General features: G+C 74.4%; 1 protein-coding gene. It reads right to left on the minus strand.

Translation table 11 applies throughout. From position 1 onward, the window contains the following. Positions 1–126: 126 nt before the first annotated feature. Entirely contained in the window at positions 127–1,146 is a 1,020-nt protein-coding gene (locus tag CWIS_RS07570) for an alpha-ketoacid dehydrogenase subunit beta (protein WP_048342666.1), read from the minus strand. Between the last annotated feature and the right edge of the window lie 136 nt (positions 1,147–1,282).

Genomic DNA, 1,282 nt, shown 5'->3' on the forward strand with positions numbered 1-1,282 from the left:
CGTGTCGCCGACGGCGACGTGCCACTCGACGATCTCGGCCTCGGTGAGGCCCTCACCCGCGTCGGGGAGCGGGAACTGCTGGTACGTGGGCACGTCGTGGTCTCCTGTGAGCGGATCAGCCGGGGGTCAGAACGCGAGCGCGCGGTCCACGGCGTCGAGCACGCGGTCCAGGCCCGGCAGGTAGTCGTGCTCGATCTTCGCGACCGGGTAGGGGACGTGGAAGCCCCCCACGCGCAGCACGGGCGCCTCGAGGTGGAAGAAGCACTCCTCGGTGATGCGCGCCGCGACCTCCGCCCCGGTGCCGTACATGACGGGCGCCTCGTGCACGACGACGCAGCGGCCGGTGCGCCGCACGGACGCGGCGACGGTCGCGGTGTCGAGCGGCGAGAGGGTGCGCAGGTCGACGACCTCGACGCTCGTCCCCTCGGTCGCTGCGGCCTCGGCGGCCTTGAGCGCGGTGGTGACGGTCGGGCCGTAGGCGACGAGCGTGACGTCGGTGCCGGCGCGCACGACCCGCGCGGTGTCCATGCCGGTCGCCTCGGCGCCGTGCGGGGCGGTCGCGGGGACGTCGAGGTCGACGTCGCCCTTCTCCCAGTACCGGCCCTTGGGCTCGAAGAACAGCACCGGGTCGGGCGACGTGACGGCCTGCTGGATCAGCGCGTACGCCTCGGCGGGGCTCGACGGCGTGACCACGCGCAGCCCCGCGGTGTGCGCGAACAGGACCTCGGGCGACTCGCTGTGGTGCTCGACCGCGCCGATCCCGCCGCCGTAGGGCACGCGGATGACGACGGGCAGGTTCAGCCGGCCGCGCGAGCGGTAGTGCATCTTCGCGAGCTGGGTCGTGATCTGGTCGTACGCGGGGAAGATGAACCCGTCGAACTGGATCTCGAGCACCGGGCGGTAGCCGCGCAGCGCGAGGCCGATCGCGGTCCCGACGATCCCCGACTCGGCGAGCGGCGTGTCGACCACGCGGTCCTCGCCGAACTCGGCCTGCAGCCCGTCGGTCACGCGGAACACGCCACCGAGCCGGCCGATGTCCTCGCCCATGAGCAGGACCTTGTCGTCGTCCGCGAGCGCGCGGCGCAGGCCGAGCGTGATCGCCTTGGCGAACGTCAGGCGCTGGACGCCCGTGGGGAACGGCGCCACGTCCGACGAGGGTGCGGGCGCACCCGGCGCGGTGGTCGCCTGCGTGGCGGCCGACGACGGGCCGGTGGCCACGCCGTTCGTCGCGCCCGCGGCGCTGGTGCCGCTCGTCGGGCCGTGCAGCGCGGCGGGGGGCCGG

This window comes from Cellulomonas sp. A375-1 (genome assembly GCF_001040865.1).
Classification (GTDB): domain Bacteria; phylum Actinomycetota; class Actinomycetes; order Actinomycetales; family Cellulomonadaceae; genus Cellulomonas; species Cellulomonas gelida.